We start from the raw sequence: 24,555 nt of genomic DNA on the forward strand, positions 1-24,555 counted from the left end.
GCCTGGCGGCGGGCCTCCTGCTCGGCGCGGCGGCGGGCTTCTTCCGCCGCGCGACGGGCGGCCTCTTCGGCCACCTTGCGGCGCACCTCATCCTCGGCGCGGCGGCGGGCTTCTGCTTCGGCCTCGCGTTGGCGCTCTAGCTCGGCCTGGCGTTGGCGCTCCATCTCAGCTTGCTGCTGGCGCTCCAGCTCGGCTTGCTGCTGGCGCTCTAGCTCGGCTTGCCGTTCCAACTCGGCCTGGCGCTGACGCGCCCGCTCCGCCGCCTGCGCCATGGCCGCCTCTCGGTTGGCGTCAGCGGTGCGCTCGCTCTGCGGCGGCTCAGGTGTCGGCGGCGGTGGGGGCTCGGACTCGGTTGCCGTCGGCTGCGGGCCTGCGGCAGTAGCGCGCAGCTCCTCGATGCGGCGCTCGATGTCCGGTGTCACCGTCATCTGCGCCTGCACCATGTTCTCGAAGGCGCCCAGCTCCTGACTGCGCACCAGCCAGTCGATGCCGAAGAACATCACGGCGGCGAGCGTCAGATGCAGGAGCAGCGACCACAGGAAGGCCTTCGGGTACTGAGTCCAGATCTGCCACATGGCTCCCGGTCAGCCCGGCCCGCGGGCCGCCTCAGCGCCGGGTGGCGGCTGGGTCACCAGACCGACACTCGGGGCGCCCGCCGCCTGCGCTGCCACCATGGCATCCACCACCAGGCCGTAGTCGATGGACTGGTCCGCGCGCACCATGATGGGGGTCATGGGGGCCTCGTCCAGCACGTCCACCAGGCGCTCGAAGAGCAGCTGCTGGTCCACCGGCAGCAGCTCGTTGTCGCCGAGGTCCAGATAGGCATCGCCGAACTGGTCGATGTGGATCACCACCGGCAGCGCCCCCTCGCCCGGCTGTGGGTCCGCGTCCGCCTGCGGCAGATCCACCTTCACGCCCTGAGTAATGAGCGGCGCCGTGACCATGAAGATCACCAGCAGCACCAGCATGACGTCGATGTAGGGGACGACATTGATCTCCGCCATGGGCTTGCGGCGCTGGCGGCGCTCCTTGCGCTTCATGCCGCCTGACCCGTGGTGGCCGAGGCGCCGCGGCCCTGGCGCTGCAGCAGCGTCGAAAACTCCTCCATGAACTCTTCATAGCGGTTGTTCAGCCGCTCCACCTGATTGGAGTAGCGGTTGTAGGCAACCACCGCCGGGATGGCCGCGAACAGACCGATGGCGGTTGCCACCAGGGCCTCGGAGATACCGGGCGCCACCAATGCCAGCGTCGCCTGCTGAACGTTACCCAGCGCATGGAAGGCGTGCATGATGCCCCAGACGGTGCCGAACAAACCGACGTAGGGGCTCACGGAGCCGACCGTCGCGAGAAAAGGCAGGTTGTTCTCCAATCGGTCCATCTCCCGGCTCAGGGCCACGCGCATGGAGCGCTCGGCGCCCATGATCACGGCCATGGTGTCGTCGGGGTCGTTCTTACGCAGCCGGGCGTATTCGCGAAAACCATTACGGAAGATGGCGGCGAGGCCGGTGAGCCCCTTGCCCTCTCCCTGGCCCAGCTCGCGGTACAAGGCGCTCAGGTCACCGCCGGACCAAAAGCGGCCCTCAAAGTCGTCGGCGGCATTGCGCGCCCGCTGCAGCACCCGGGAGCGCTCGAAAATGGCGGCCCAGGACAGCACGGAGGCGAGCACCAGCACCACCAGCACCAGCTGCACCATCAAGCTGGCTTGCAGCACCAGGTCCAGCAGTGACAGCTCAGCGCCCATGGGCAGTACTCTCCGACAGAATGGCGGTCATGATGTCCTCGGGGATGCGCGCCGGGCGCAGCCGCTCGGCGTCCAGGCAGGCGATGTTGACGGCGGCCCGGCAGCAGGGGTGATTGTCATCCTCGCGCAGCACGGCTTGAGCGAAGTCCAGACTGGCGCGCCCGCGGCCCGTGACCGCCGTCTCCACCAATAGCCGGTCGTTGAATCGGGCCGGATACAGAAAACCGATATCCATTCGGCGCACGGCGAAGAGCACACCCGATTCGTCGCGCAGGCGGTCCTGCTCGAAGCCCAGCGCGCGCAGCCATTCGGTGCGTGCTCGCTCCATGAAATGCAGATAGCGGGCGTGGTAGACGACGCCGCCGGCGTCGGTGTCTTCGTAGTACACCCGCACGCCGAGGCGGCCCTGGGGGAGCAGGCCTGGATCCGGTGCCATGGGCTGGAAATCACCGCGATAAACCTCCGTATGATAACGCAATGCTCCGTTAGCGCCAGCACCGCACAGCCGCACCAGGCAAGACAGGGGGCGGACGGTCGGGCAATCTCGGACAGCTTGCAATGCGCAGCCTGCGGTGCTGAGATTCGCGCGCCGTGGCTGCGCCAGCCCGATGGCGGGTGGCAGACCGGCAGTCGCAACCAGCATCGCCGCGCTTTTCACCTACGCCATGCAGCATGCCAACCGGCTCACCCGCGCCGCACGCCGCCACCACCGGCTGCTCTGCACGCTGGTGCTGCTGCTGGCGGCGACCGATCTCGCCGCCGCCGCTCCACCGGACCCCCTGACCCTGGCCCATGCGCTGGACTTTGCGGACGGCCATCCGCGGGTGGAGGCTGCGGACGCTTCCTGGCTGCCGCCGCGCCCGCAGCCCCTGCACCTGGCCTGTCACACCTTGGCCTTCGCCAATGCACGGCCTGCGGATGCCGAGCGGGACACGGCCTGGGGGCGGCTGCTGCCGCCGGCAGCGGCGCAGCGGCTGGAGATCATGCAGCGCTTCTTCGACGTGCTGCTGGCGGATCTCAGCTACATGCGCGACAACGAGGCCATGGCCGTCGCCTATATCCAGTTCGACCGCGCCGAGAATCGCCGGGATCTCGGCCAGTACTCACCGCTGTCGGTGGCGGAGCTGGAGGCCGCCTATCAGGTGATCCGCCGCCGCCGCGCGGCCAGCGATGCCGCCCGCCGCGTGACCCGCTCGCTGCTGGCACAAGCCCTGGGCACACCCGAAGACCTGCCGAAGAACCTGGTGGACGCGCCGCCGGCGACAGACGCGCCGCTGCCAGAGCTCACCACCGTGGTGGAAACGGCTCTCGCCGACAACCCCCGCGTCCGCGCGCTGCGCGACGGCGCCGACACCGCGCAGGCCACCCTGGTGACCATGGCCGTGCGCCAGCAGGCGCTGGAGCTGCTGGAGCGCCTGGAGCTTCTGGCCGTGGCCGCCGAGCAGACCCGGATCGAGGCCGACTGGCGCGACCTCAAGCTGGACCAAAGCCGCACCATGTACGAGATGGAAGTAACCGCCGACCTCGGCTTTTCCATGAGCCGACAGACCAAGGCCCGCCGCGAGCGCATGGCCGTGGAGCTCTGCCGCACCCTGACCCGCGCGCAGCTGGACGCCCTGCAGGGCAAGCCGGTCGGCGTTGTGGACGCCGCCGGCACGCCGGAGAACGGCCAGTGACAAGCGCGCGCAACAGCCTGCGCGCCGCCGCCCTTCGTACCCTGCTGGCGCTACTGCTCTCGGCGAGCGCGGCCGCGGCGCAGGAGCTGAGCGCCCGGCTCGAATGGGTCGACCGCGTCGAGATGCGGGCGGTGGCCAACGGCGTGGTGGACAAGGTCTTGGTGACCATGGGCGAGCACGTCGAGGCCGGCGACCTACTGTTGCGCATGGACCAGCGCGAGGCCAGGGCGAGCCTCCTGGAGACCCAGGCGCAACTCGCGCGGGGCGTCGTGGCACTGGACGACGCCCGCCGCGAGCTCGACCGCGCGCAGGAGCTCTTCGATCGCGGGCTCATTGCCACAGAGGAGCTCAAGGACGCCGAGCTCGGCCACGCCGCCGCGCTGGCGGAGCACGAGTCCGAGCGGGCCGCCGTCGCCGCCGCCGAGGTGATGCTCGAGCGCACCGAGCTGCGCGCTCCCTTCACGGGCATCGTCGTCGAGCGCAACGCCTACGACGGCGCCGTCATCTACACCAGCCTGCAGCAGGCACCGCTGGTGGCCGTCGCCCCCACCGACCGCATGCTCGCCCGGGCGCTGGTGACCTCCGAGGTGCTGCGGCGCTATCGCCCGGGGCAAGAAGCCGCCGTCATCATTCGCGGTGAGCGCCGGCCGGCTGCGGTCTACAGCCTCGGCGTCGAAGCAGTGCGCATCGACCCGGCCGGCGCCGTCTACGAGTTGGATGTCGTCTTCGATGCCCGCCCGGACGAGATCCTGCGACCGTCGGAATTCGTCAAAGTCGTCCTGCCCTAGCCTCTGGCGCTTCCACGCCCGACCGAGCCATCGCGGACGCCGCCTCCCGTCTGCGCTGCCCTGCTCCTTGTCGTTGCCGGTGTCGGGCTTCGCCGGCGCTCAACCCCTCTACGCACCGCAGCGGGGCACGATCAATGACAGGCGGCGTCACACAGCCGACGAGCGGACCAATAATTCAAGCGCCCGTTTGAAAAACTTGGAACAAATACCCGACAGCAGAGTCTGAATATTCAGGCGCTGATCGGCGCAGGTCCGTCGGGCTTTCCCCCTCCCGGCGGACCTTTTCCCGAGCAATCGGGAAACGTTACCCCGGTGGCCTCCCCCGAGCACCGGGGTTTCTTTTGTCTGGGCTCTATGGTTGCGCAAGCGCGGGCCTTAACCGTCATCGCCCGCCGGCGGCAGCTTGAAGCCGGCCACGGAGTGGCGCAGCTCCAGCGCCAGGGCGGCCAGGGCCTCCACGGCCTCGGCGGTGGCGCGGCTGCCGCGGGTGCTCTCCTGGGTGATGGCCTGGATGGACTTGACGGTTTCGTTGACCCGGACGGCCTCGCGGGACTCGTGCCCGGCGGAGTCGGCGATGCGCCGCGTCAGCTCGGCGATGTAGCTGGAGACGTTCTCGATCTCCCGCAGCGCGCTGCCGGCGTTCTCGGCGACCCCGGCGCCGCTGTCCACGCCGCTCATGCTCGCTTCCATGGAGCGCACCGCCTCGTTGGTATCGCGGCGGATGGTGCGCACGATGGCATCGATCTGCTTGGTGGCGTTGCCGGAGCGCTCGGCCAGGCGCTGCACCTCGTCCGCCACGACGGCGAAGCCGCGGCCCGCCTCGCCGGCCATGGCCGCCTGCATGGCGGCGTTCAGCGCCAGGATGTTGGTTTGATCGGCGATGTCGTCGATGAGCTCCACCATCTCGCCGATCTCTTGGGAGCTGTCGCCGAGGCGGCGGATGCGCTTGGACGTCTCCTGGATCCGGCCGCGGATCTCGCTCATGCCGGTGATGGTGTCGCGTACCGCCTGCGCGCCGCGGCCGGCGACGTCGACGGAGCGGTTGGCGACGGCGGCGGATTCGGCGGCGTCGCGGGCGATGGTGTCGATGGCGCCGGTCATGGAGCTGATGGCCTCGCTGGCCTGCGCGATCTGCCACGCCTGGGCGTCGCTGCCCTCGGCGAGCTGCTTGGCGACGCCGCGGGTGTGCTGCGCGGAATCGTCCAGCCGCGCCGAGGTGTGCTTGATGGTGGTCACCAACCCGCGCAGCGCCCTGACACCGTAATTGACCGTCTCCGCCACGGCGCCCGTGGCGTCCGCGGTGACCTTGGCCTCCACGGTGAGATCGCCGTCGGCGAGGCCGCTCATCTCGTCCAGCAGCGCGTCGATGGCGCGGCGGTTGGCGATGTTCTGTGCCTGCAAAGCGTGCACACGCCGGCGCGCTCGCAGCAGCTGCTGGAGGACTAGGAGCCCAAGCAAGACCAATGCCACGGCCGCGAAGGCCAGTGCCGATTCGATTCCGGCATCGAGGCCCGTCACAGTCACCGGACCCGGCTCGCCGTGCAGACCGGCGATGAGCTGGTCCAGCGACGCGCGCAGCGCCTGCGCGTCCTTCGCGGCGGCGTCGGCGGCGGCCAATGCCGGGCGCACCTGCGGCACCGACGCCACCATGCGCTCGGTATCGACGCGCAGGGAGCGATACAGCTGCCACGCCGTATTTACCGCTTCGCGTCGCTGATCAGCCTCCGGGGCATCCGCGGCCGGCTGCGCCCGGCGCAGGGCATCCAGGGCCACCTCCATCTCGTGGGCCGCCGCGGCGGCCTGCTCCAAAGCAGCCGCGGCGCCGTCGCCGCCGCGCTGGAGCGCCGACAGCGCAGCGTGCATGCGCTGCAGCCGCGCCATCTGCAAGCCGGCATCCAGCACCTGCTGCGCGGGCGCACCGGCGGCGACGAGGGAGTCCGCGACGCTCCGCAGGGCGCTGCCGAGCTCGCGGATACGGGCGCGCAGGGCGCCGGCGCGCTCGTAGAAGCCGAGCACCGCCGCGCGCGCGTCGAGCATGCGCTCGGCGTCGGCACTGAGCCTGATCCGGGCCGCGTCGGCAGACTCCGCTAGGGCCCGGATTTGCGCCCCAGGAGGGCCGGGGAGTGCTTTAACCCTCGACGTCAAGGTCTCGTGGTGCAGCGCCTGCAGCGCGGCGCGGTGCTCGCGCAGGCGCCGGAAGCCGGGCGCCTCGCCGCGCGCGGCAACGGCGGCGGCGTCGGCGACTTGCCCGGCGACGCGGCGCTCCTGACCGAGCGCGCGCAGGTCGCGCTCTAGCTGCGGGCCGCCGCGCTCACGCTCCAGCAGCTTGGTGATGGCCAATCCGACGGCCACCAGCATGCCAAGGACGAGCAGAACGGTGATAAGGTGCTGCGGCCAGCTCGCTGCCGCAACCGCGTCGCCCGCCAGCGGGTCGCCGCCGGTCGGCGGCGAGCGAGTGCCCCGATCACGCATCGCGGCGGTCACGCCCGGCGGCCCACCCTTGCGGCGCGCCAGCGGACCCGGTGAGCGCGCCTGCCGCGAATGCCGGCAGCGATTCCACGGCCGCCGGATCGACGAGTGCCAGGGTGCCGTCCTCGCAGTCGCAGGCACCGATGACCAGTGCCGACAGCGCCGGCGCGTACCGGGGCGCCGCCGCCGACGCCGGCAGTGTTCGCCGCAGCCCGAGGACGGCGTCCACCACCGCACCGAAGGTGGCGCTTGCGCCCGGCACGATCAGCGCGATGCCGCGGCGCTGAACGCCCGCGTAGTAGGCCAACAGGAGGCCGCGCAGATCATAGAGCGGCAGGAGCTCGCCGCGATGACTGGCGACCCCGAGCACCCAGCGCGCGGTGCCCGGCACGGTGGTCACGGCCCGCGGCAAGGGCCAGACACCGAGCAGACGCTCGACGGGGGTCAGCAGCCGATAGTCGCCGAGCCGGAACAGCAGTCCGTGCTGGCGCTGCGGCGGGGCGTCGGCGGCCCGCAGCGCCGCCGCGCGCTCGCCGCCGCGCTGCTCGAGCTCGCGCAGGTGTGCACTCAGGCGGTCCGCCGCCGCGACGCTGTTCTGGCTCATGGATCGAGGGGGACTCGGGAATACGCGGTGCGCCCATGGCCGCCAGTGCGCTAACCTCGGGCGCCGGCGCGAGGTCGGGGAAACCCTCACCACCGACGAGGACCTTAGCAAGGGCTGTCACGAGCCGCAATGCGCTTCCGGCCGCAGCGCGGCGCCGCCGCTGCGGGCTGAGTCGTCCCGACGCTTGGGTTAGACTGGGCGGATGAAACGAGAAGTCGGCGTCGTCATGGACCCCATCGGCTCCATCAAGATCGCGAAGGACAGCACCTTCGCGATGTTGCTGGCGGCCCAACGCCGGGGCTGGTCCCTGTGGTACATGGAGCTTGCGGACCTGTGCCTGCTCGACGGCGCGGCCCAGGCGCGTATGCACCCACTGGCGGTCACCGACGACGCGGCCGGCTGGTTCACCCTCGGCGAGCCGGAGCGCCGACCGCTGCATGCGTTGGACAGCGTGCTCATGCGCAAGGACCCGCCCTTCGACATGGAGTATGTCTACGCCACCTATCTGCTGGAGCTAGCGGAAGCGGCCGGCTGCCTGGTGGTGAACCAGCCGCGCACGCTGCGCGACGCCAACGAGAAGGTCTTCACGGCTCGCTTTCCGGACTGCGCGCCGCCGCTGACGGTCACCCGCAGCGCCGCTGTCCTGCGCGAGTTCATCGCCGGGCACCAGGACACCGTGCTGAAACCGCTGGACGCCATGGGCGGGCGCTCTATCTTTCGCGTGCGCACCGGCGACCCCAATACCGGCGTCATCATCGAGACCCTGACCGACTACGGCCGGCGCTTCTGCATGGCGCAGCGCTACATCCCCGAGATCACCCGCGGCGATCGGCGCGTGCTCATGGTCGACGGCGAGCCGGTGCCCTATGTGCTGGCGCGGATTCCGTCGGCGGACGATGCGCGCGGTAACCTCGCCGCCGGTGCCCGGGCCGAGCCCGCACCCATCAACGACCGCGAGCGCGCAATCGCCGGCCGGGTCGGACCCGAGCTGCGCGCCCGCGGCGTGCTCTTCGCGGGCCTCGACGTCATCGGCGACTACCTGACGGAAGTGAACATCACCAGTCCCACCTGCATCCGCGAAATCGACCGCGCCTACGGCACAGACATCGCCGGCGATCTGATGGCCTGCATCGAGGCACGACTCGGTGCGCGCTGAGCGCCCGCGCACCGGCCCCATGCTCCGCTCGGCCGTACCTCCCGCTGCGCCGGCGCCGCCGGGGCCATTGCTCGCCGCAGTGGCGCTGGCCCTGCTGGTGGGCTGCCGGGGCGCCGAGACGCCGGTCTACACCACCCAGTTCGTCGCCTTCGACGCCGCGGTGGACTTGAGCATCGTCGGCAAGCTGAAGGAAGACGCCCAGGAGGCTTCTGCCGAAGTCGAGCAGGACTTCCTGTTTCTGGACTATGCCACCGATGCCTGGGACCCCGGTCCCATGACCCGGGTCAATGAGCTGTTACCCAAGGGCGAGCCCTTCGCCGCACCGCCGTCGCTGCTGCCGCTGGTGCGACAGAGCCAAGCGCTGGCGCTGAAGACAAGGGACCTGTTCAACCCCGCCATCGGCCATCTGCTGCGCCTTTGGGGCTTCGACGCGCCGGAGCCCGAATGCCGCCCGCCGCCGGCGGCTGCCGCCATCGAGCGCCTGGTGGCCCAGGCGCCGACCATGGCGGACCTCTATCTCGACGGCATCATGCTGCAGAGCGACAGCGCCGCGGTGCGGCTGGACTTCGACGGCATCGAAATCGGTTATGCCATGGACCTCGCCATGAGCAACCTCCGCGAGCGCGGTATCCGCCATGCCATGCTCAACCGCAGCGGCGACGTGCGCACCATGGGCGACCGCGCCGGCCGGCCCTGGCGGGTGCCGGTGCGCCGCGGCAGCGGCGCCGGCGTGCTCGGCATCATCGACGTGGTGGGCGACATGGCCGTGTTCACCAGCAGTATCCATGCGCGCAACTTCATCTACGACGGCCAGACCTATCACGATGTCATTGACCCGCGCAGCGGCCGGCCCGCCGCAGGCCTGCAGGCCGTGACGGTCATGCACGAGGGCTCCGCCGCCGTCGCCGACGCTGCGGCCGATGCGCTGATGGTGGCTGGACTCAAGGCCTGGGGCGACATCGCCCAGCGGCTCGACTTGCGCTATGTACTGCTCATTGACGACGCCGGGACCGTGCACATGACGCCGGCCATGGCCGAGCGCCTCAAGCTCATCGACGAGCGCACCGACGTCGCCCTCCTACGCCTGGAGACGCCCACGGACACGGGCGACGCCGGCGCCTGAGCCCGCCATGCAGGGCCTCGCACCCAGCACGGCGCTTGGTCATGGAGACGGAAAGGCCGCCAGGCTGCGCGGCGCCATGCCCTGGGCCGTGGCCGCTGCTTTGGCCGTCCATGTGCTGGTGCTGCTCGGCATCGGTTTCGAGCTGCCCGAGCCGCCGCCGTCCCCGGTGCGCACCCTGGAGCTGATGACCGTCGAGCGGCTGGCGCGCGTCGCCGCCGAGCCCCCGCCGGATGTCGTGCGCGCACAAGTAGACCGGGCCGGCGAGACCGCGGTGCCGCTACCGGAGGTAGCCGCGGGCACGACCGCGGAGGCACCGCCGGAGGTGCCCGATCTCCCGCCGACAGCCCATGAAGAGCCTCCCGCCGCAGACACCGCGACAGCCGCTGACGCAGCAGAGCTTGCTGCCCAGCCGCAACCTCAGCAGACTCAGCCCACGGCATCCCAACGCGGGCCGCGGGCGCCGGGCGCCGACACACCGGCGGATACGGCGCCCACCCGGCAGCTGCTGGAGAACACCCCCGAGACCATGGCCGGCATCCTCTCTGGCCTCGGCGAGTCGGTGCCCCTGCCGGACCTGCAGGCCCCGGCACCCGAGCCCGCCAGCGCACCGGACGCCCGCACACCGGACGCCAGCGCCATCTTCGCCAGCCGCGGCGACGAAATCGCGGCGCTGAACGCCCGCATCAGCGCCCGCAACGCCGCCGCCGGCCGCGAGCGGCGCAAGGCCATCAGCACCAGCACCAAGGAGTACCGCTATGCGTCTTACATGGAGGCCTGGCGGCGCAAAGTGGAGCGCATCGGCAATCTGAACTACCCGCAGGAGGCAAAAGAAAAGGCCCTATTCGGCAGCCTGATCCTGCATGTGGCGGTGCGCGCCGACGGCAGCCTGGAGGGGGTGCGCGTGGTGCGCTCCTCGGGGCACAGGGTGCTGGACGACGCGGCCGTTAACATCGTCCGCCTCGCGGCGCCCTTCGCGCCCTTCCCGGACGACATCGAGGCCGAGACAGACGTGCTGGACATCACGCGCGTCTGGCAATTCCAGCGCAATCATCGGCTCGGCTGGAACGATTGACCCCACGCCGCCGCGCGCGCTTGCCAGCGAGCGGGCACCCCAGGATACTAGGACCATGAGCTTTGCCACTTCACTGACCAACCATTTCCTGATCGCGATGCCGGGCCTGAACGACCCGAACTTCTCGCGAACGGTCACCTATGTCTGCGAGCACACCGAGCAGGGGGCCATGGGCATCATCATCAACCGCCCCATGGACATCAAGCTCGGCGAAGTGCTGGAGCAGCTGGATATCGCCCCCAGCGTCGCCGGCGTCAGCGACGCCCAGGTCTTCCTCGGCGGGCCGGTGCAGACGGACCGGGGCTTCGTCATCCACCCCGGCCCGGCGGAGTACGACTCCACGCTGACGGTCACGCCGGATCTGCGCGTCACCACATCCAAAGACGTCCTGGAAGCCATCGCCGACGGTCAAGGGCCGGCGCAGTGCCTGGTAGCACTGGGCTATGCCGGCTGGGGCGGTGGTCAGCTTGAGGAGGAGCTCAGCGCCAACGCCTGGCTGAGCGGGCCGGCGAACGCCCAAATCCTGTTCTCGCGGCCCCCAGGAGAGCGCTGGCTTGCCGCCGCGCAGCTCCTCGGCATCGACATGAACCTACTGAGCGGCGAGGCGGGGCATGCTTGAGGCAGGGTCGAGGGTCGAGGGACTAGGGGCTAGGCGGTTGCGCCGCAGCACCGGCCGGAGCGCCTAGAGCCGCCCCGGGGCGGGATGCGTTGGGCACGCTGCTCGGCTTCGACTTCGGCACCCGCAAGATCGGCGTCGCCGTGGGCCAGACGGTCACCGGCACCGCCAGCCCGCTGACGACGCTGCGCCACCGCGGCAGCAAGCCCGATTGGACCGCCATCGAGGCTTTGATCCGCGAATGGCGCCCGGAGGCCGCGGTGCTGGGCCTGCCGTTCAACATGGACGACACCGAAGAAGAGACCCTGGCGGAACCGGTGCGCCGCTTCGCCCGCCAGCTGACGGGGCGCTTCGCCATGCCGGTGCACCTGGTGGACGAGCGCCTCACCACCATCGCCGCCGAGCGCGCCCTCGGCAGTGAAGGGCGCTTCCCGGGGCCCAATGCCGGCCGCGGCAAACGCCGGCAGCACGGCAGCCGGGACAGGGACGCACTCGACGCCTACGCCGCCAAGCTCATCCTGGAAACCTGGCTCACCGACACGCGCCCATGACCGCCACCGATTCTCCGGACACTCCCAGTCCCGGCCCCGCCACCAGCCTGTATCGGGACACGGCCGCCGTGGAGGCCGCCATCACCGACATGGCGCAGGCGCTGGATACCCTGCTCTCGGCGCGCGGCGCTCACGCGCCGCTGATGATCGGCATCCACACCGGCGGGGTCTGGGTGGCCGAGCGCCTGCACGCTCTGCTCGGGCTCACCGAGCCGCTGGGGCATCTGGATATCTCCTTCTACCGCGACGACTTCACCCGCATCGGCATGCACCCACGGGTGCGCCCGTCGCATCTGCCGGTGGCCGTGGACGACCGTCACATCGTGCTGGTGGACGACGTGCTCCAGTCCGGGCGCACCATCCGCGCGGCGCTGAACGTGCTCTTCGATTATGGTCGCCCGGCCTCGGTGCTGCTGGCGGTGCTCGCGGAGCGCAGCGGCCGCGAGCTGCCAGTCGAGCCCAATGTCGTGGGCCTACACGCGGATCTCGCGCCGGGGGAGCACCTGAAGCTCGCCGGTCCCGACCCACTGACGCTCTACCGCGGCAGCCCGCCACCGGGGGGCCGCAGCGTTGCGGAGGATGCCGCGCCGTGATCGCTCCGACCCCCACGCAGCAGGAGCAGGCCGCGGCGCTGCAATTGGACGCGCAGGGCAACCTCAAGCATTTCCTCACCCTGGACGGGCTGGAGCGCTCCCTGCTGACGGACATCCTGGACCGCGCCGAGGGCTTTCTCGGCGTCGCCCGGCAGGCGGTCAAGAAGGTGCCGCTGTGCCGCGGCAAGATCATCGCCAATCTCTTTTTCGAGACCAGCACCCGTACCCGCACCACCTTCGAGCTCGCGGCCAAGCGCCTGTCCGCGGACGTGCTGAACCTCAACATCAGCACCTCGGCCACCGCCAAGGGCGAGACCCTGCTGGACACCCTGCGCAACCTGGAGGCGATGCACGTGGACATGTTCGTCGTGCGCCATGCCGACAGCGGGGCCGCGCACTTCATCGCGACCCATGCGGCAGCGCCGGTGGCCGTGATCAACGCCGGAGACGGCTGCTATTCGCACCCCACCCAGGCCATGCTCGACATGTTCACCATCCGCGCCCACAAGGGCGGCTTCGAGGGGCTGACGGTGGCCATCATCGGCGACGTGCTGCACTCGCGGGTGGCGCGCTCGCAGATCACGGCGCTCAACACCCTGGGCGTCGCCGAGGTCCGCGCCATCGGCCCGAGTACCCTGGTGCCGGCGCGCTCGGAGGAGGCGCTCGGCGTGCGTGTCTTCCACGACCTGCGCGCCGGCCTGCGCGGCGTGGACGTCATCATCCTGCTGCGCCTCCAGCACGAGCGCATGGACGGCGGCTTCCTGCCGAGCGAGCACGAGTACTTTCATCTGTTCGGGCTCACCGACAAGCGCCTGGGCCTGGCGGCGCCCGATGCCATCGTCATGCATCCGGGGCCCATCAACCGCGGCGTGGAGATGGACTCCAGCGTCGCCGACGGCGAGCGCTCGGTGATCCTGGAGCAGGTGAGCAACGGCCTCGCCGTGCGCATGGCGGTGATGTCCATGTGCATCGGCACCCAGAACCTGTGGCTGCACGCCGCCGGGCAGCAGCCGCCGGCGGAGGTCGGCGATGTCTGACACGTCCGCCGCCGCCCATCCCATCAGCATTCGCGGAGGGCGGATCATCGACCCCGCCGCCGACATCGACGCCGTCATGGACCTGCACCTGGCGGGCGGCGCCATTGCCGGCCTGGGCGAGGCCCCGGCGGGCTTCGATGCGCAGCAGGTCATCGACGCCACCGGGCTCGTGGTCTGCCCCGGCCTGGTGGACGTGAGCGCCCGGCTGCGCCAACCCGGGCAGGAGCACAAGGCCACCGTCGCCAGCGAGACCCGCGCCGCCGCCGCCGCCGGCATCACCACCCTGTGCTGCCCGCCGGACACCCTGCCGCCGGTGGACACGCCGGCGGTGGCCCAGCTGATCCGCCAGCTCGCCGAAGAGCGCGGCCACGCCCGGGTGCTGCCGGCGGGGGCGCTCACCCGCGGGCTGGACGGTGAGCACATCAGCGAGATGGCGGCGCTCAAGCTCGCGGGCTGCCCGGTCATGAGCAACGCCGACCGCCCGGTGCGCAACACCCGGGTACTGCGCCGGGCGCTGGAGTACGCCAGCACCTACGGCCTCGGCACCTTCCTACACCCGGCGGACGCCTATTTGAGCGAAGGCGGCATGGTGCACGAGGGCCTGGTGGCCACCCAGCTGGGCTTGCCCGGCATTCCGGAGGCGGCGGAGGTGCTCGGCGTCGCCCGCGACCTGGCGCTGGCGGAGCAGACCGGCGCTCGGGTGCACTTCCGCGGCCTCTCCACGGCCAGGGCCACGGCCATGCTGGCGGAGGCCCGCAGCCGCGGCCTGCCAGTGAGCGCGGACGTCGCCGCCCACCAGCTCTGGCTCACCGAAGACGCCGTGGCCGGCTTCAACGCCGACGCGCACCTTATCCCGCCGCTTCGCACCGCCGCCGACCGAGACGCCCTGCGGGCAGCAGTGGCCGCCGGCGAGATCACCGCCATCTGCTCCGATCACCAGCCCCACGAGCCGGACGCCAAGCTGAGCCCGTTTCCGCAGACCGAGCCCGGCATGTCCGCGCTGGAGACCCTGCTGCCGCTGGTGCTCGGCCTAGTGCGCGACGAGGTGCTGGACCTGTGCGACGCTATCGCCTGCGTCACCGCCAACCCGGCGGCCATCCTCGACCGACCGCTGGGCCGTCTACAGCCGGGCGCCGTGGCCGATGTCTGCGTCTTCGACCCACACGCCCGCTGGGTGGTGGGCGAGGACACCCTGGTGAGCCGCGGCAAAAACACCCCGCTGCGCGGTATCGAGCTGACCGGCCGGGTGCGCTGGACCCTGCTCGCCGGCCGGGTGGTACACGAAGGCTGAGGGCCGGGCGTCAGGCCCTGCCACCCGAATCGCGGGCCTGCCTGCGCTGTGGCATTACGCTGCAACGCGACACTTGCTACTGCCGGCTCCGGCGCAAGCCGGGGGAGCACGGGGCTACCGGCCGGGCCGACCCCCAGCCGAGCCCGACGCAAGCGGCTGGCTCCGGGCACCCAAGACCCATGTTGCGGACGCGTCGGGCCTCCTGTCGTCGGCACCGACCTACGTGCCCCCCGTAGGTCGGCGCTGAGCGGCAGCGAAGCCCGGCCTCCTGCACTGAGCCCGCGGCGCGCGGGCACTGCCCGCAAAAAAAACCTCCCCGGCGGTCGCAAACCTGCTATTGTCCGCCGTGAGGATAAGCCGCGGCGGCCCCAAGCTGCCCGGCGTAAGGCATCTGCCAGTTTCGACGAGACCGCCCGGCCGGTTGCCGGCACCCGACCCCGAACAGGGTCAGGCCGCCATCGCAACCCAGCCCGCATACTCCCCCCGAGATCCGTAGCTCCCTGTCTCCTCGCGCCGCCACCAGCACCCCGCGTCACTACCCGAGCGGGGCGTCGGCAGCGGTCCGCGCCTGCGCTGGTGCGCGCGTTCGTTCGGCCCTTGAACGGCCGGGCCACGAGCACGCGCCAACGCAGTTGCGGCAACGTCACCCCAAGCATCACTTTCCGCGAGACACTTCCATGAACATCTACGTTGGCAACCTCCCCTACAGCGTCACCGACAGCGATCTGCGTGAGACCTTCACCCAGTACGGCAGCGTTGACCAGGTCAACCTGATCACCGACAAATTCAGCGGTGAATCCAAGGGCTTCGGCTTCGTCGAGATGGGCAACAACGCCGAGGCGGACGCCGCCATCAAGGCGCTGAACGGCACCGACTATCAGGGCCGCAATATCACCGTCAACCAGGCCAAGCCGAAGAGCGACCGCCCGCGCGGCGGCGGTGGCGGCGGCGGGCGCCGCTGGTGAGCCCTGAGCCCCTGAGCCTAGAGCCCCAGAGCCCAGAGCCCGAGACACCCTTGAGCAGACAGCACGGACAGCATCGGTGAGACCGCCGCGGGACTGATCCCGGTTACAGGCTCCCTGCTTCTCACGGCCTCGGGCCCTTGGATGGGCAATCAGCCCGGCCCCGGCAACCGACATCGCGTCGGCGCCCGGGGCCGGGCTTTTTTCGTGCCTGACGCACCCTCGCGAGCCTTCCAGCGCTGGTCCAGCGGGCTTGATGTTAACCGCGAGCGGCGCACGAGTGATTGCGACGGCCACCCAGGATCGCTCGGGCATCGACTCGCGGCGCTCCGGCGCGGAATTCCCGGACGGACCCTGAAAACTCGCCGTCTTTGGCCCGACTGGCGGGCGAAGTGCTCTCTCGGGTCGTCGCGGCAAGGATGCCGCTCCCACGGGTCCTGCTGGTTGTGGGAGCGCCATCCTTGGCGCGACTGCGGCATCGGGCGCTCACGGGTTTTCGCGGCAGGGATGCCGCTCCCAGGGACTGGGCTGCGTGCGCAGCGCCGCTCTGGCGTCAGAGCTTCAGCTTCTGGTCCTTCGATGGCGGCTCGGGCTGCTGTTGGTCGCTATCCGGTTGGGTAATTTCCGACGGCGGCGCCTCGGTGGTGTCTTGGATGAAGGTGCTGTCTTCCTCGGGCCTGTCGTCCACCAGCGTGATCTTGTCGGCGGCCTCCGCGAGCCTGCGGGCGGGGTCCTTGGAGCCCTTCAGCTTCACCATGAGCCGCAGCTCGTTGGCGGAGTCCGCGTGCTTGAGGGCCTCCTCGTAGCTGATCTGGCCGTCCTGCAGGAGCTGGAACAGCGCCTGGTCGAAGGTGATCATGCCCAGCTCGTTGGAGTTGGCCATGACCTCCCTGAGCTTGTGCACCTCGCCCTTGCGGATCAGAGCCGCCACCAGCGGGGTGTTGAGCAGGAGCTCCACGACGGCTTGGCGCCCGCGCCCGCTCTTATGCGGCAGCAGCTGCTGCGCGACGATGGCGCGCAGGTTCAGGGACAGGTCCATAAAGAGCTGGCGCTGTGACTCGTCCGGGAAGAAATTGATGATGCGGTCCAGCGCCTGGTAGGCGTTGGTGGCGTGCAGCGTGGCGAACACCAGGTGCCCGGTCTCGGCGAACGACAGGGCGTACTCCATGGTCTCTCGGGTGCGGATCTCGCCGATGAGAATGACGTCCGGCGCCTGGCGCAGGGTGTTGCGCAGGGCGACCTCGAAGGAGGCGGTGTCCACGCCGACTTCGCGCTGGGTAATGATGCAGCCGTCGTGCTCGTGGATGTACTCGATGGGGTCTTCGATGGTGATGATGTGCCCCGTGGTCATGCGGTTGCGGTAACCGATGAGGGCCGCGAGCGACGTGGACTTACCCGTGCCCGTGCCGCCGACGAAGATGACGATGCCGCGCGCCTGCATGCCGAGCTCGCGCAGAATGCCCGGCAGACGGAGCTCTTCGATGGTGGGAATGCGCGTCTCGATGCGCCGCAGCACCAGGCCGGCCTGATTGCGCTGCTTGAAGGCGCTGACCCGAAAGCGCCCGGCGCCGCGGGCGTTGATGGCAAACTGGCATTCGTTGGTCTCTTCGAACTCCGCGAACTGCTTGCTCGTCATCAGCTCCTGCGCCGCCTGCATGGTCTGCTCCGCCGTGAGCGTCTCCAGGCCCACCGGCCGGATGCTGCCGTCGATCTTGATGCTGGGCGGCCGGCCTGCGGTGAGGAACAGGTCCGAGCCCCGTTCGTCGTTCATCATGTTGAGCAGATTCTTCAGGTCCATGGCAGCCGGACGGACGCTTGGGTGTTGGCAATGGCGGCGGCGTCAGCAGACCGATGCAGCAGGGCCTACAGGAAGGTCTCTTTGCTCTGCGCCTTGAGTCGGGCGTCCTTTTTGGTCACGAGGCCGCGCTTCACAAGCTCTTTCAGGTTCTGATCCAGCGTCTGCATGCCGCTGGCCTGGCCGGTCTGAATGGCGGAGTACATCTGCGCGATCTTGTCCTCGCGGATCAGGTTCCGAATGGCGGGGTTGCAGATCATGATCTCGTGGGCGGCGACACGCCCGCCGCTGATCTTCTTGAGCAAGGTCTGCGAAATCACCGAGCGCAGGGACTCCGAGAGCATGGAGCGGACCATGGTCTTTTCGGCGGCTGGGAAAACGTCGACGATGCGGTCGATGGTCTTGGCGGCGGAGCTGGTATGCAGGGTGCCGAATACCAAGTGGCCGGTCTCGGCGGCGGTGAGCGCGAGCCGGATGGTCTCCAGGTCGCGCATCTCGCCCACCAGGATGATGTCCGGGTCCTGACGCAGCGCCGAGCGCAGCGCCTCGCTGAAGCCGAGGGTGTCCCGGTGCACCTCGCGCTGGTTGACCAGGCACTTCTTGCTGGTATGCACGAACTCGATGGGGTCCTCGATGGTGAGGATGTGCGAGTAGTGGTTGTCGTTCATGTAGTCCATCATCGCCGCCAGCGTGGTGGACTTGCCGGAGCCGGTGGGGCCCGTCACCAGCACGAGGCCGCGCGGCACATCCACGATGTCCCTGAAGATCTGCGGCGCGTCCAGCTCCTCCAGCGTCAGCACCTTGGACGGAATGGTGCGAAACACCGACGCGGCGCCGCGCTTTTGGTTGTAGGCGTTCACGCGAAAGCGCGCGACGCCGGGGATCTCGAACGAGAAGTCCGTCTCCAGGAACTCCTCGTAATCCTTGCGCTGCTTGTCGTTCATGATGTCGTAGATCAGCGCATGCACCGTGCGATGCTCCAGCGGCGGCACGTTGATACGGCGCATGTCGCCGTCGACGCGGATCATCGGCGGCAGGCCGGCGGACAGATGCAGGTCCGAGGCCTTGTTCTTGACACTGAAGGCGAGCAGTTCGGCGATGTCCACAGCGACCCCCGGTTGGCATCGGGCAGATCGACCGTCGCCGCGTGAGGCTTCCCCCGCGGACGGCCAAAACTCAAGCTTAGCGCGAAGCCGCCGCGTCCATCCAAGAACGCACCAGGTCATTCCCGACCCATTACCACACAGAGTGTGTGAGCTTGTGGGAAGATGCGCCGCTGACAATGCGCCGCCAGCACCGGCCTGCTCCGTCCCCATCGGAGTGCGGTCCATATTGGGCTGCGCCGGCACCGGCCCCCGCGGCCGAGCCGGCGGCCCGCCTGACGACAGCGCGGCGGCTGCGCTTGCAGGGCCCGGGCGGCCCAGCGCTCGGCCGCTGCGGCCCGCAGCCGGCGAGCGTGCGCCAACCACTGCGCCGTCCATGTCCACAGCCAGGAGGTACCCTCTCATGCTCGGCTCGCGTTTTCCTTTCCCATCGGCCGTGGCCCTCCTGGGCAGCCTCTGGCCGAGCCTGTCACCCGCCGATGTCCCGTCGTCAGCCTGTCCCAGCGGCGTCACGGCCGGGTCCTGTTATGCCGGCGATTACAGCAACGACACCATCGTTAAGATCAGCGAGCCCGACAGCGGCGCCACGGGCGCATCCTTCGACGTCTACAGCAGCGCCGACCTGAGCAACGATGCCAGCGGCCCGGCAAAGCCCATCGAGCTCGACACCGAGGGCGGCTGGGGCGATGACGACAGCGGTGCCGCCGGCTCGGCCGGCAACATCACCTTGGTCAACGACGGCGCCCTCAGCTGGAGCGCCACCGGCACCGCCAACGAGGTGTTGGTGGTGTATGCCCTCTCCCGCGGCGGCGACGGTCAGGAGCCGAGCGAGCACGGCGGCGTCGGCGGCAACGGCAACAGCGTCCAGATCACCAACAACGGCGGCTTCACCGCCGCCGGCGGGGTCAGCGGCGCGGGCGTCTAGGCCAACAGCACCGGCGGCGATCACGCCTAAGGGCTGCTGGCCCAGACCAACGCCGGCGGCGGCGGGGCCGGCGGCATCGCCGACCGGGGATCTACGCGCTCGGCGGGGACGGCGGCAACGGGTGCAATGGCGGCGGCGTGACGCTGAGCTTCGGCGCGGATCTCGACACCGCCGGGCAGCGGGCCTTCGGCATCGTCGCCCAGTCCATCGGCGGCGGCGGCTTCGGCGGCATGAGCGGCCAGAGCTTCGCCGGCGGCGGCGCGGCCGGCGCGGACAACTCGGGCACCGGCGGCGGGGTGACGGTCAGCCAGCAGGGCAGCATCAGCGCCACCGGAGCCGGCTCGGTGGGCATCTTCGCCCAGAGCGAAGGACCCGAGGGCAATGGCACCGTCGCGGTCGCCGGCAGCGGGCGCATGGGCGCCACCGAGGTCGCCGGGGACCTGGTGCAGCAAGGCAGCGGCGTGCTCGCCATCGACCTGAGCCCGCGGCGCGCCGGCCGGTCCGACCAAGCGGACCGGCTGCACGTGGGCGGAGATCTGACCCTGGGCGGACAGGTGCGTATCGTGCTGGCGTACCCTTGGCAGCCGGCGCCGGGCCCAATCGGTGCGCGTCATCAGCGCGGACGGCGGAGTCGCCCTCGCGGACCCACAGGTGACCCGCTCGGCCGTGGCCGGCTACAACTTGGTGCCGGACGGCGAGGGCCTGCGGCTGGGTGCATGTTCAGCGCCGCGAGCTCACCCGCGACACCACCGCCGACAATCTGGGCTTCGGCGCGGACACCACGGAGCTCGCCGGCGGCGGCCGGCTCACCGTCGCGCCCGGCTGGCTGCTGGGCGGGGCGCTGGCCTACGAGCGGCGGAATCTCGACGTCGACGACAGCGCCGCCAACAGCGAGGGCGACCAGTTCCAGGGCGGTCTTTCGCTGACCCGCCGCTGGGGCGACACCGAGCTTGGGGGCGCCCTGAGCCTGGCCTACGGCAGCTTCGACATCGAGCGTGCGCCGTGGCCGGTTTCGGCTTCGCATCGACGATGCGAGTGACGCCTATTTCTTCGCACAACCGGCCGTGGAGCTGGGCGGCCGCTGGGTCGGCGCCGACGGCGTGCAGGTGCGCCCACACCTCTCACTGGGCGTAACTCAGTTCATCGGCAATGCGACCCCGACGGTGGACGCCCGCTTCGCCACCGGTAGCGCCGAGGTGCCCGCGTTCCGCACGGCCACCAGCCTGGATCGCACCCATGCCGACGTCAGCGCCCGGCTCGACGTGCTGACCCGCGGCTCGCTGGCGCTGCGCGCCGAGGCCTTCGGCAGCTTTTCATCCAACACCACGACCTACGGCGGCGGCATCAGCTTGGCAATGGGCTTCTAACGCGCGTTTGTTCGAGCGGCCTGGGAGCCCTGCCGATTGCCGGTGCAGCGGCGGCGGGGCGTCGCGGCAGGGATGCCGCTCCCACGTGCCGGGCTTCGATGGACCGGCGTCGTCCTGTCTGAGTCTGCGGTGGACTCAGCCTGCGGTGGGCTCGGGGTCCGGTGCCGTGGAGCTGGCGGCGAAGGTGATGCCCAGGCGCCGCAGCTCGGCCTTGCCGCGCACGGTCAGATCCGTGGTAAAGCGAAACTGCTGGCGGGCGTCGATGGGATAGGCGCGCAGCCGATAACGGGTGCCCCAGGGCTGTTCCTGTGCAACCACCGCAATGGGCTGGTCGAACGCCAAGTAAGGGCTCGTGAGGGCTACGTCCTGCAGCGCGGCGAGCACGCCTGCGGCGTCGTGCGCCGGGTGCAGGTGGAAGTCCGCCGTGCATTGGAGCTGCGGGCTGCCGTTGTTGGCGTTGCTGATGGCGCCGGACCAGAGCTTCAGGTGCGGAATGGTCACCAGGTTGTCGTCCGGGGTAACCAGGCTCAGGGCGCGCATGCCCACATGCGTGACCTCGCCGTAGATGCCGTCGATCTCCACCCAATCGCCGTTGCGGTAGGGGGCCTCACCAATGGCGACGATGCCGGCGACGAGGCTGCTGGCGTAATCCTTCAGCGCAAAGCCGAGCGCCAGGCCCAGGGAGCCCAGCACCGCCACCATGTTCTGGAAGGACGGCTCGATGATCTTCGGCACCATGAACAGGAAGGCGCCGACAATGATGATGAGCCGCAGCAGGGGCACCAGCGCCAGCAGCAGATAGCGCCGGCGCCCGCGCAAGCGGTTGGCGAGCCAGGGCAGCGCCTTTTGGGTGCTGACGATCAGGACGGCGGCGACGGCCAGGATGATGCCGAGGTCCAGCAGGACGCCGGTGTCCAGGTCCGCGAACAGGCGCGAGAGGTTCTGGTCCACAGCCTTCTCCATAGCTCAGAAGTCGTCGAGCAGAAAGCCCTGGGCCCGGAGCAGATCGCGGGCGGCGCTATAGGCCACCGCGTGGATGCGCCAGCGCCCATCCGCCCCGGCGACAACGGCGCCCAGGGCCGCGAGCCACTGCAGGCGCATTTGTACGCGGTAGGGCGGCAGCGGCAGCAGCTCGGCAAGGAGCGCCGCACTCAGCCCGTTGTGCAGCAGCAGCGCGTGCAGCAGCAGCGCGGCGGCTTCGTCCAGATCCGCGGTGAGCGCAGGCGCCGTCGGCGGCGCCGCGAGCCAGATGGTGGCGCCGGAGGCTTCGTCGTCCGCGGTTGCGGCATCGGCCTCGTCGGCACCCTCCGCCGAGTCCGGCTCGGCACGCAGACGGCGGCGCCAGAGCAGCCGGGCCAAACCGGCATTGCCGCGGGCACGGGCGGCGAGGTGCTGGAGCTCGGCGCCGCCGTCGCCGTCGTCCTCGCCGTCGACGGCGAGCACCAGCTTGCCCGTTTGCGCGTTGCGAAACTGCACCGGGCGGGGATTGTCGAGGGCTAGGAGATTCCGGAACAGCGCGGCCAGCCCCGGGCCGTCGAAGGCTTGGAGCGTAAGCACGCACTGCGTCGGCAGCGCCGCGACCCGCCGCAGGTAGGCCCAGGCCCAGCTGTCGCAGCCGATGACGCCGGGCCCGAGCCGCCCCGCCTGCACCCGCTCCAGCAGCTCGCGCACCAGTGCCAGGCCGGCGGCGTGGCGCAGCCAGCAGTGCTCCAGGCGCGGCAGCAGCCAGGGGCGGTCATCCTCCGGCCAGGCGTCCAGCCACGTGCGCCCGCCCGCCAGGATCTCATCTGCGCCGGGCGGCTCGAGAACCCGCGCCCCCGCAGCGCTGGCCCAGCGGTGCAGCAGCGCGACGTGGCCGCTGCGCGGCGGGCCGACGACGCAGGTCAGGGCGCCGGCGGCGTCGTCCTGCTCGCGCCGCTGTTGCAGGGCCTCAGCGGGGCCGGACCAATCCACCGGCGCCACCAGGGCGTCGAGCACGGGCTCGGGTAGGCCGCGCAGATCGGCCTCCGCGCGGGCGGGCGTCTCGGCGGGCTCACTGCCGCGCGCGAAGAGCCGGCGCAGAGACGTCCAGCGCGCACGGGCGGCACTGGCGGCCGGCGTTGGCGGCAGGCTGTAGTCGGTGAGCGGAACCAGCTCCCAGCGGGCGGCTTCGTCTTGCGCGTCGCGCGGGCTCGGATCTGGCTTTTGTCTGGTCATGCTGGCGACACATCCGGCGCGCCGGCGTGTGCCGGATCAGGAGCGGCGGCGCTGGGCGGGAGCCTAACATGCGCAGCCCGCATCGTGCCGCGTGCGGGTTGCACTTGCCCGTTGGCAGCACCAAGCTTGCGGGCGGGTCCTTGATGCACTCGCCGACCATCGGAATCTCAGCGCCCGCCGCGCCTGCCATGGCGAGCTGCGACAAGTCCAGCGCGCGGCCCAAAGCAACCAACGCATCGAAGGAGCGTCTTCCATGCCGCAGTCCAGACTCGCCCGGCTCGCTGCCACCGCCGCTGCGGTGTCGCTGCTCAGCAGCGTCGCCGCCACAGCAACGGCCCAAACCAACGCCCAAGCCCGCGCCCAGACCCTGATCGACGTCAATCCGCTCCTGAGCGGCCACGATATCCGCGTGGCGGCCGCCGATTCGGGGCTGCGCCTGGAGGGCACCGTGGCCGACACCGCCGAGCAGCGGCTCGCCGAAGCCCTGACGGCCCTGGTGGCCGAAGGCGCCGAGATCGACAACGCCCTGACGGTGGCCGCCGACCTGCCGGACGCAGTCGGGTCGCTGTTCCAAGAGGACGAAGACCAGACCACCGCGGCGCGCCTGCGCCAGACGCTGAGCTGGCAGCAGGACACGGCCGGCCTTGACATCGAACTGGAGGTGAACCGCGGCGAGGTACGGCTCAACGGCGAAGTGGGTACCACCGCCACCAAGGATCGCATCGCAACCCTGGCCGCCACCACCGAGGGGGTGGATGCGGTGTTCAACTACATCAGCGTGGACCCGGCCAACATACCGGCCATCCGCGAGCTTCAGGCCGAGCTGGAGCGTGCGGACCGCCCGGATGCCTGGATCGCGAGCCGAGTACGCCGGCTGCTGCAGTTCGACACCACGGTCAACGCCCACAGCATCGAGGTGGATGCCCGGGACGGCACGGCGATCCTGAGCGGCGCGGTCACCTCATCGGCGGAGCGCAAAGTGGCGGAGGACCTGGCCGCGAGTGTGCCCGGCGTGCGCGACCTGGATTCCCGGCTGGTGATCGAGCGCCCGCGCTGAGCCGGCGCCAGCGGGGTGCGGACCCGACCTCAAGGGCCCGAGTCGGCATCCTCGCCGGTGCGGCGAAAGCGCAGGTGGGCAATGTCCGGCGGGAAGAACATAGCCCAGTTCCACTCCAGATAGACCCGCACCTTGCGCGCCAGCGTGGGAATATAGAGCAGATAGAAGCCGCGCCACAGCAGCCAGGGCAGGAAGCCCGACAGGTTCAAGCCAAAGACGCGGGCCACGGCCCGATTGTGGCCGATGGCAGACATGAGCCCCTTGGGGTGGTAGCCGAAGGGCCGGGTGAGCTCGCCGCCTACCTGCCGGGCGATGTTCTGCGCCACCTGCGGTCCTTGGCGCAGCGCGAACTGGGCCGTCGGCGGCGGGGGCCTTGTCGGACATGCTGCCTCCGGCAGGTTTCGGCGCCGTCCCGCTCCGGCGCCCGCCGGAG

27 protein-coding genes are annotated in these 24,555 nt (G+C 70.4%); 15 read left to right on the top strand and 12 right to left on the bottom strand.

Annotation, left to right across the window (positions count from 1 at the left end):
* From tolA to ybgC, 4 genes are all read right to left on the bottom strand, one after another.
* Positions 1 to 575 (bottom strand): cell envelope integrity protein TolA (gene tolA / locus CKO31_RS01845; RefSeq protein ID WP_200233511.1); only part of this gene is annotated, 575 nt, incomplete at its 3' end.
* Between the two features lie 9 nt (positions 576 to 584).
* Positions 585 to 1,040, bottom strand: coding sequence for a protein TolR (gene tolR, locus CKO31_RS01850; RefSeq protein WP_200233513.1), 456 nt, complete (start codon positions 1,038 to 1,040; stop codon positions 585 to 587).
* The gene (tolQ, locus tag CKO31_RS01855; protein WP_200233519.1) at positions 1,037 to 1,741 is read right to left on the bottom strand and encodes a protein TolQ; all 705 of its coding nucleotides are present in this window, start codon (positions 1,739 to 1,741) and stop codon (positions 1,037 to 1,039) included. The genes tolR and tolQ overlap by 4 nt, the downstream gene beginning before the upstream one ends.
* On the bottom strand, positions 1,731 to 2,177 hold the full coding sequence (ybgC, locus tag CKO31_RS01860; protein ID WP_200233522.1) for a tol-pal system-associated acyl-CoA thioesterase: 447 nt from the start codon (positions 2,175 to 2,177) through the stop codon (positions 1,731 to 1,733). The genes tolQ and ybgC overlap by 11 nt, the downstream gene beginning before the upstream one ends.
* A gap of 229 nt (positions 2,178 to 2,406) precedes the next feature.
* Here ybgC and CKO31_RS01865 point away from each other — a divergent pair, with 229 nt between their 5' ends.
* Together CKO31_RS01865 and CKO31_RS01870 are read left to right on the top strand one after the other, a co-directional pair.
* Entirely contained in the window at positions 2,407 to 3,417 is a 1,011-nt protein-coding gene (locus CKO31_RS01865; protein ID WP_242475071.1) for a TolC family protein, read from the top strand.
* On the top strand, positions 3,414 to 4,205 hold the full coding sequence (locus CKO31_RS01870) for an efflux RND transporter periplasmic adaptor subunit (RefSeq protein WP_322789071.1): 792 nt from the start codon (positions 3,414 to 3,416) through the stop codon (positions 4,203 to 4,205). The genes CKO31_RS01865 and CKO31_RS01870 overlap by 4 nt, the downstream gene beginning before the upstream one ends.
* A gap of 375 nt (positions 4,206 to 4,580) precedes the next feature.
* Here CKO31_RS01870 and CKO31_RS01875 read toward each other — a convergent pair whose 3' ends face one another.
* On the bottom strand, positions 4,581 to 6,677 hold the full coding sequence (locus tag CKO31_RS01875; protein ID WP_200233524.1) for a methyl-accepting chemotaxis protein: 2,097 nt from the start codon (positions 6,675 to 6,677) through the stop codon (positions 4,581 to 4,583).
* Positions 6,670 to 7,278, bottom strand: a complete 609-nt coding sequence (locus tag CKO31_RS01880; RefSeq protein ID WP_200233525.1) for a chemotaxis protein CheW — start codon at positions 7,276 to 7,278, stop codon at positions 6,670 to 6,672. Before CKO31_RS01880 ends, CKO31_RS01875 begins: the two co-directional genes overlap by 8 nt.
* 202 nt (positions 7,279 to 7,480) lie before the next feature.
* On the opposite strand from CKO31_RS01880, the gene gshB reads away from it, so the two are divergent.
* The 9 genes from gshB (at position 7,481) to rbp (ending at position 15,682) form a co-directional block, all read left to right on the top strand.
* Complete coding sequence (gshB, locus tag CKO31_RS01885; RefSeq protein ID WP_200233526.1) at positions 7,481 to 8,434, top strand: glutathione synthase; 954 nt, start codon at positions 7,481 to 7,483, stop codon at positions 8,432 to 8,434.
* 19 nt (positions 8,435 to 8,453) lie between these two features.
* Positions 8,454 to 9,557, top strand: coding sequence for an FAD:protein FMN transferase (locus CKO31_RS01890; protein WP_200233529.1), 1,104 nt, complete (start codon positions 8,454 to 8,456; stop codon positions 9,555 to 9,557).
* Positions 9,558 to 9,564: 7 nt separating this feature from the next.
* On the top strand, positions 9,565 to 10,629 hold the full coding sequence (locus CKO31_RS01895; protein ID WP_200233531.1) for an energy transducer TonB: 1,065 nt from the start codon (positions 9,565 to 9,567) through the stop codon (positions 10,627 to 10,629).
* 55 nt (positions 10,630 to 10,684) lie between these two features.
* Complete coding sequence (locus CKO31_RS01900) at positions 10,685 to 11,248, top strand: YqgE/AlgH family protein (protein WP_200233537.1); 564 nt, start codon at positions 10,685 to 10,687, stop codon at positions 11,246 to 11,248.
* Positions 11,249 to 11,337: 89 nt separating this feature from the next.
* Positions 11,338 to 11,796, top strand: a complete 459-nt coding sequence (gene ruvX, locus CKO31_RS01905) for a Holliday junction resolvase RuvX (protein WP_200233538.1) — start codon at positions 11,338 to 11,340, stop codon at positions 11,794 to 11,796.
* Positions 11,793 to 12,389, top strand: a complete 597-nt coding sequence (gene pyrR, locus CKO31_RS01910) for a bifunctional pyr operon transcriptional regulator/uracil phosphoribosyltransferase PyrR (protein WP_200233540.1) — start codon at positions 11,793 to 11,795, stop codon at positions 12,387 to 12,389. The genes ruvX and pyrR overlap by 4 nt, the downstream gene beginning before the upstream one ends.
* The gene (locus CKO31_RS01915) at positions 12,386 to 13,426 is read left to right on the top strand and encodes an aspartate carbamoyltransferase catalytic subunit (protein ID WP_322789072.1); all 1,041 of its coding nucleotides are present in this window, start codon (positions 12,386 to 12,388) and stop codon (positions 13,424 to 13,426) included. Before pyrR ends, CKO31_RS01915 begins: the two co-directional genes overlap by 4 nt.
* On the top strand, positions 13,419 to 14,717 hold the full coding sequence (locus CKO31_RS01920; protein ID WP_200233542.1) for a dihydroorotase: 1,299 nt from the start codon (positions 13,419 to 13,421) through the stop codon (positions 14,715 to 14,717). The genes CKO31_RS01915 and CKO31_RS01920 overlap by 8 nt, the downstream gene beginning before the upstream one ends.
* 677 nt (positions 14,718 to 15,394) lie before the next feature.
* Entirely contained in the window at positions 15,395 to 15,682 is a 288-nt protein-coding gene (rbp, locus tag CKO31_RS01925; RefSeq protein ID WP_200233544.1) for an RNA-binding regulator, read from the top strand.
* 550 nt (positions 15,683 to 16,232) lie between these two features.
* On the opposite strand, the gene CKO31_RS01930 is transcribed toward rbp, so the two are convergent.
* Both CKO31_RS01930 and CKO31_RS01935 read right to left on the bottom strand, forming a co-directional pair.
* Entirely contained in the window at positions 16,233 to 17,477 is a 1,245-nt protein-coding gene (locus CKO31_RS01930; RefSeq protein WP_200233546.1) for a PilT/PilU family type 4a pilus ATPase, read from the bottom strand.
* A gap of 65 nt (positions 17,478 to 17,542) precedes the next feature.
* The gene (locus CKO31_RS01935; RefSeq protein WP_200233548.1) at positions 17,543 to 18,580 is read right to left on the bottom strand and encodes a type IV pilus twitching motility protein PilT; all 1,038 of its coding nucleotides are present in this window, start codon (positions 18,578 to 18,580) and stop codon (positions 17,543 to 17,545) included.
* Between the two features lie 400 nt (positions 18,581 to 18,980).
* Here CKO31_RS01935 and CKO31_RS01940 point away from each other — a divergent pair, with 400 nt between their 5' ends.
* Positions 18,981 to 19,502, top strand: coding sequence for a hypothetical protein (locus CKO31_RS01940; RefSeq protein ID WP_200233550.1), 522 nt, complete (start codon positions 18,981 to 18,983; stop codon positions 19,500 to 19,502).
* Between the two features lie 26 nt (positions 19,503 to 19,528).
* Here the strand turns inward: CKO31_RS01940 and CKO31_RS01945 are convergent, their stop codons facing one another.
* A complete protein-coding gene (locus tag CKO31_RS01945) occupies positions 19,529 to 20,116 on the bottom strand; it encodes a hypothetical protein (RefSeq protein WP_200233552.1) in 588 nt (195 codons plus the stop codon).
* A gap of 98 nt (positions 20,117 to 20,214) precedes the next feature.
* Here CKO31_RS01945 and CKO31_RS01950 point away from each other — a divergent pair, with 98 nt between their 5' ends.
* A complete protein-coding gene (locus CKO31_RS01950; protein WP_200233554.1) occupies positions 20,215 to 20,541 on the top strand; it encodes an autotransporter domain-containing protein in 327 nt (108 codons plus the stop codon).
* Positions 20,498 to 20,869 carry an autotransporter domain-containing protein gene (locus tag CKO31_RS01955; RefSeq protein ID WP_200233557.1) on the top strand — a complete coding sequence of 124 codons (372 nt, stop codon included), beginning with the start codon at positions 20,498 to 20,500 and terminating at the stop codon, positions 20,867 to 20,869. The genes CKO31_RS01950 and CKO31_RS01955 overlap by 44 nt, the downstream gene beginning before the upstream one ends.
* A 135-nt stretch (positions 20,870 to 21,004) precedes the next feature.
* Here the strand turns inward: CKO31_RS01955 and CKO31_RS01960 are convergent, their stop codons facing one another.
* Both CKO31_RS01960 and CKO31_RS01965 read right to left on the bottom strand, forming a co-directional pair.
* Positions 21,005 to 21,820: a mechanosensitive ion channel family protein gene (locus CKO31_RS01960; RefSeq protein WP_322789073.1), complete on the bottom strand. Its 816-nt coding sequence runs from the start codon at positions 21,818 to 21,820 to the stop codon at positions 21,005 to 21,007.
* Positions 21,821 to 21,835: 15 nt separating this feature from the next.
* The gene (locus CKO31_RS01965) at positions 21,836 to 23,065 is read right to left on the bottom strand and encodes a hypothetical protein (protein WP_200233565.1); all 1,230 of its coding nucleotides are present in this window, start codon (positions 23,063 to 23,065) and stop codon (positions 21,836 to 21,838) included.
* A 253-nt stretch (positions 23,066 to 23,318) separates the two neighbouring features.
* Here CKO31_RS01965 and CKO31_RS01970 point away from each other — a divergent pair, with 253 nt between their 5' ends.
* Entirely contained in the window at positions 23,319 to 24,122 is an 804-nt protein-coding gene (locus tag CKO31_RS01970) for a BON domain-containing protein (RefSeq protein ID WP_200233567.1), read from the top strand.
* A 29-nt stretch (positions 24,123 to 24,151) separates the two neighbouring features.
* Here the strand turns inward: CKO31_RS01970 and CKO31_RS01975 are convergent, their stop codons facing one another.
* On the bottom strand, positions 24,152 to 24,448 hold the full coding sequence (locus CKO31_RS01975; RefSeq protein ID WP_200233569.1) for a hypothetical protein: 297 nt from the start codon (positions 24,446 to 24,448) through the stop codon (positions 24,152 to 24,154).
* Between the last annotated feature and the right edge of the window lie 107 nt (positions 24,449 to 24,555).

Source organism: Thiohalocapsa halophila, assembly GCF_016583825.1.
Taxonomy (GTDB): domain Bacteria; phylum Pseudomonadota; class Gammaproteobacteria; order Chromatiales; family Chromatiaceae; genus Thiohalocapsa; species Thiohalocapsa halophila.